We start from the raw sequence: 3962 nt of genomic DNA, 5'->3' as shown, positions 1-3962 counted from the left end.
AGTACCAATTTTATTGGCTAACCTGTCCAGTAACTCTGCCAGGTCGGGATCATCAAGCCCGCAGCTATCCGATTGCCATAGCACTTCCTGTTCGGGCTCTGTATCGTCGACTTTAGGCGCTTCGAGCGTGAAAAGTTCAATCCCCAATGCAGGTTCCAGTGTGGGGATTTTAAGTTCAAAGAGCTTAAACAAATGACCAATATGGTGTGATGCGCGGTTGGTACCGATATCCGCACCGATCACCTGTCCATCTACCCGGTAACATTTTAAAACTGCGGTTCGTAATCCCTTGCCTTCGCCCTGTAAGCGGAGGCAAAGTTTTTCGAGCAGAGTTTTAATGGCTATTTCGATTCCGGTGGCGGTACGGATAGGTTCCAGGCAAGGCAATCTTTCTGAATAGGGTTCAACAGGATGTAATAATTGTAAAGATTCATCCACATTCCCCAAAGCCTGGTCAAGCCTTAATAATAATTCCTGCCCGAAACGGCGGCGTAATACAGAACGCCCCATGTCCACGAAGGTTTTAATGGTATAAAACCCAAGTTTTTGCAGCCTTTCAATAATTAATGGCTCAAGCCGGAGGGCGACAGGAGGTAAGGGAAGCAAGGCTTCAACCTGTTCGCCGGGAGCGATAATTGGTTTTATTTTCCCAAAACGGGCTACTGCCCATGCTGCACCCGGCGTATCTGCTATAGCGCCCCGAACATCATAGCCCTTACTTCTCAGACGGGTAACAATCTCCTTTAAATACGCCCGTTCTCCTCCCCATAAATGGGCACAGCCCGAAATATCAAATAGCAATCCATCGGGTAAATCGGTAGCGATGAGCGGCGAGTAACGGATACACCATTCGCCCAAAGCGCCGAGCAGTTTAGCGGCCTGGCCCGGAATGTCATCAACAACTTCAAGGTTAACTATAATAGCCTTTGCATCGGCTGCCGTCATACCGGTGGTTACACCCTGCGTTTCGGCCAATGCATTGGCAGCCGTAATCATAACGCGGCCACGAACAGGCGAAGCAAAAACAAAAGGCACAGCTTTAAGTTCGGGCCGACGGAGTGTGAGCCAGTCTGTCAGTAAATGACGAAACCATAAAGAAATAAAGCGCTTGTTCATCATACCTCACTATCCGGCTATCCTTTCCTGTAAATTTATTTGTGCGGCTTTTTCTTCTTCCACGGGGATAAAACGCCCGTCGGCCCATTCCAGTTTCCAGCTGCCCGGATTACCATTGCGCACTCGGAGCAGGTCAATTTGCCAGCGCGGAAAACCAACACCCGGTAAATCATCATAGGTTTTACTTGGCAGCGGCGTTATTTGCCAGCGAGCTACGCAGGTTGTTGAACCTGGCTTACGCGGATCATTGCGCAGCAAAAAACCAGTTACTTTGCTGTTTTCAACTGCCAGCTGCAAACGCCGCGATTGTGCAAAGCTTATTTCCTTAACTTCGGCTATTACAGCGGCAAGGCCTTCACATTTTAAGGCTTCTTCCATAGCCCAAAGCAGGTCTTTTTCGCGCTTTACATCAATAAATATAACCCTGTGGGGTTCTACATCATAGCTTGCCAGTGCTGCGGGAAATAATTGCCTGTGCATGCTCACCCATAAACATACACCTCCCTGCTTCATCAGGCGGGTAAGCAAACCTGCTATAAGCCCGCCGGTTGCTGCAGCATGCTCGGGAGTAGGACATAACATTTCATGTATTGTACCGGTAGGGAAAACACCATTAGGAAAAGCAGATTCCAGCGGACCTAAACCAATACCTTTAGCCTTACCGGCCAAAGGCGGTGTAAAGCCCTGCCAAAGCAAAATGTCTTTTTGCAAACGGCTGATGATATCTTTTTGAGCTCCCGGCATTACATGTCATTTTTACCTATAAACCATATTCAAAATGCTACTGTTGAAATGGAATGACAAATATAATACTAAAAATATTAGTATTTACTAATTGATTAATTAATTTGTAATTGGTTGATTTTTAATCAAATGATGATTGGTTTGACCTGGCGGATACCTGTGCTATTGGCTAAAAAACTATGGCTGTCACTTATGGATAAAAAGCGGCGGAGAATGTGCGGTTCGCCTCTTGAGAAAGTAATAGTCTAAGTAGAGAATTAACCGCCGTATCGACTCACCCCGACATCACTGCGCTTGTCACCCCTCTCTACGCAAGCGTAAAGAGGGCATTTTATCCTTATTTTTTCTTTACCCTCTTTCCGCCAAAGGCGAAGAGAGGGTGGTCCAGCGTAGCGTAGACCGGGTGAGTCAAATATGCGCCATTCCCCCGCACTGGTCGATTTTCCATTAAAATAGTGCTTAGTAAATGAGGCGTGCTATCAGTTAAAACACGGGCTTATCAATTTCCACATCCTTTATTTTCCAGGTAGTTTTTAATTGTTGCTTTACTTTATTTAAGGCTGTGGCATTGCTTGTGCTTTGATAGGCCAGCTGAAGCCCGATTAATGCCCAGCCATTATTGGGGTTAATTACAAGATCTTTGTTTAATACTATTATGGCCTCATTGTACCTGCCTGCTTTCAACAAAGCATTGCCAAGGTAATGCCTTGCGGGCAGGGGCCAGTCACGGGGTTCATTATAGATCAGGTGATCCTCAGCAGTAACGGCTTTTTGTAAAATATTAATGGCTTCGGTGTGCTTTTTTTCGGCTGCTGCAATACTGCCCTGTAATATAAGGCTGGCAACACCTGCCGACTCATAGGCACTGCTGAAGTTATCAAGCGGTGCCTTTAATGATGGATCCTGCATTTTAGTTTCCAGCAATTTGAGCTCATGCCTTGCATTGGTAGTATTGCCTTTGCCGCACCATGCCAGCCCTTTTGAAAAATGAAGCAATACCGATGCATAAACAAGTGAATCAACAGGTTTGAGATCTATGATATCCGCCCATTTACCAAACCTCACTGCTGTTAACACCGGCTGCATATAAACGTATTGAAAAAAATTACCATCGGCCCCTTTGGCTGCTAAGTAATAGGGTGGCAGCGCTGCCTTCGCATCATCGGCGGCGGCGAGGGCTGTTTGGTAATTGCCGGCCATTTGTGCACAGTTTACTTTTAAATGGATATTGTGGATTTTATATAAGATATCTCCGTTTGCTACAGGGCTGTACTGTTTCAGATAAGTATCATAGCCTGCCACAGCCGCTGTGTTATTTGTAATGCCCTGCTCATAATTGCCGGTACGGATATAGATATGCGAGGGCATATGTGTTATGTGCGATACCAGAGGCATCAGGGTATCCAGTATATGAGCACTCTTTAAAGCCATTTGCGGCGTTGCAGAAGCTTCCATGGTATGGATATAAAAATGATTAGCCCCAGGATGTTTCGGGTAAATGGCTATGGCCTGTTCTAACAGGGAGCGGATCTGGGGTGTCCATGGTTTGGGTTTAAAATCATGGGTATACAGGTCCCAGGGGTGAAGTAGCAGCAATGCATCGGCATAAAGTGTTAGTACTTCGGCATTTTTAGGGTACTTTGAATATACCGTTTGCATAGCATCGGCATAATTAGTTCTTAATTGTTTTACTGTAAGGGTGGTGTCCTTACTATAGCGATGCAACATAGCTGCAATAAGTTCTTTTTCGAGCGGAGTGCAATTGGTACTTAGCTGTTTACTTTTTTCCGATGCCTCATAGGCATCGGCTGGCGGGGCATAACCGTTGGGATAATTAATAGTAGGTCCCATAGCCAGCGATTTGCCATACCAGGCCATCGCACAGTCGGGATCAAAACGGGTGGCTTTGATAAACGAAGCAATTGCTTCGATAGAATGAAAACCATAATACATACTTATGCCCTGGTTAAAATAAAACTGTGCACTATCTGATGTGGTGGTAATTTTCCATTGGTAATTACCCCAGCCTTTCAATGCCGGGATATCCGGAATGCTATCCGCGCTGTTATACACAAAGCCGCATACTATTGCCCGCTTAGCGG

Annotated in this window: 3 protein-coding genes; all 3 read right to left on the bottom strand. The window is 45.8% G+C overall.

What is annotated here, in order from left to right; translation table 11 throughout:
• On the bottom strand, positions 1-1119 hold a 1119-nt coding region (locus VF500_RS24160; RefSeq protein WP_330862127.1), incomplete at its 3' end, for a DNA polymerase Y family protein.
• Positions 1120-1125: 6 nt separating this feature from the next.
• Positions 1126-1860 carry an Error-prone repair protein ImuA gene (locus VF500_RS24155; protein WP_330862126.1) on the bottom strand — a complete coding sequence of 245 codons (735 nt, stop codon included), beginning with the start codon at positions 1858-1860 and terminating at the stop codon, positions 1126-1128.
• A 483-nt stretch (positions 1861-2343) separates the two neighbouring features.
• Positions 2344-3962 (bottom strand): hypothetical protein (locus VF500_RS24150; RefSeq protein ID WP_330862125.1); only part of this gene is annotated, 1619 nt, incomplete at its 5' end.

Source organism: Mucilaginibacter sp., from assembly GCF_036383575.1.
Classification (GTDB): domain Bacteria; phylum Bacteroidota; class Bacteroidia; order Sphingobacteriales; family Sphingobacteriaceae; genus Mucilaginibacter.
The sequence above is the reverse complement of the archived record's forward strand: the minus strand, read 5'-3'. Positions and strand labels throughout refer to the sequence as shown.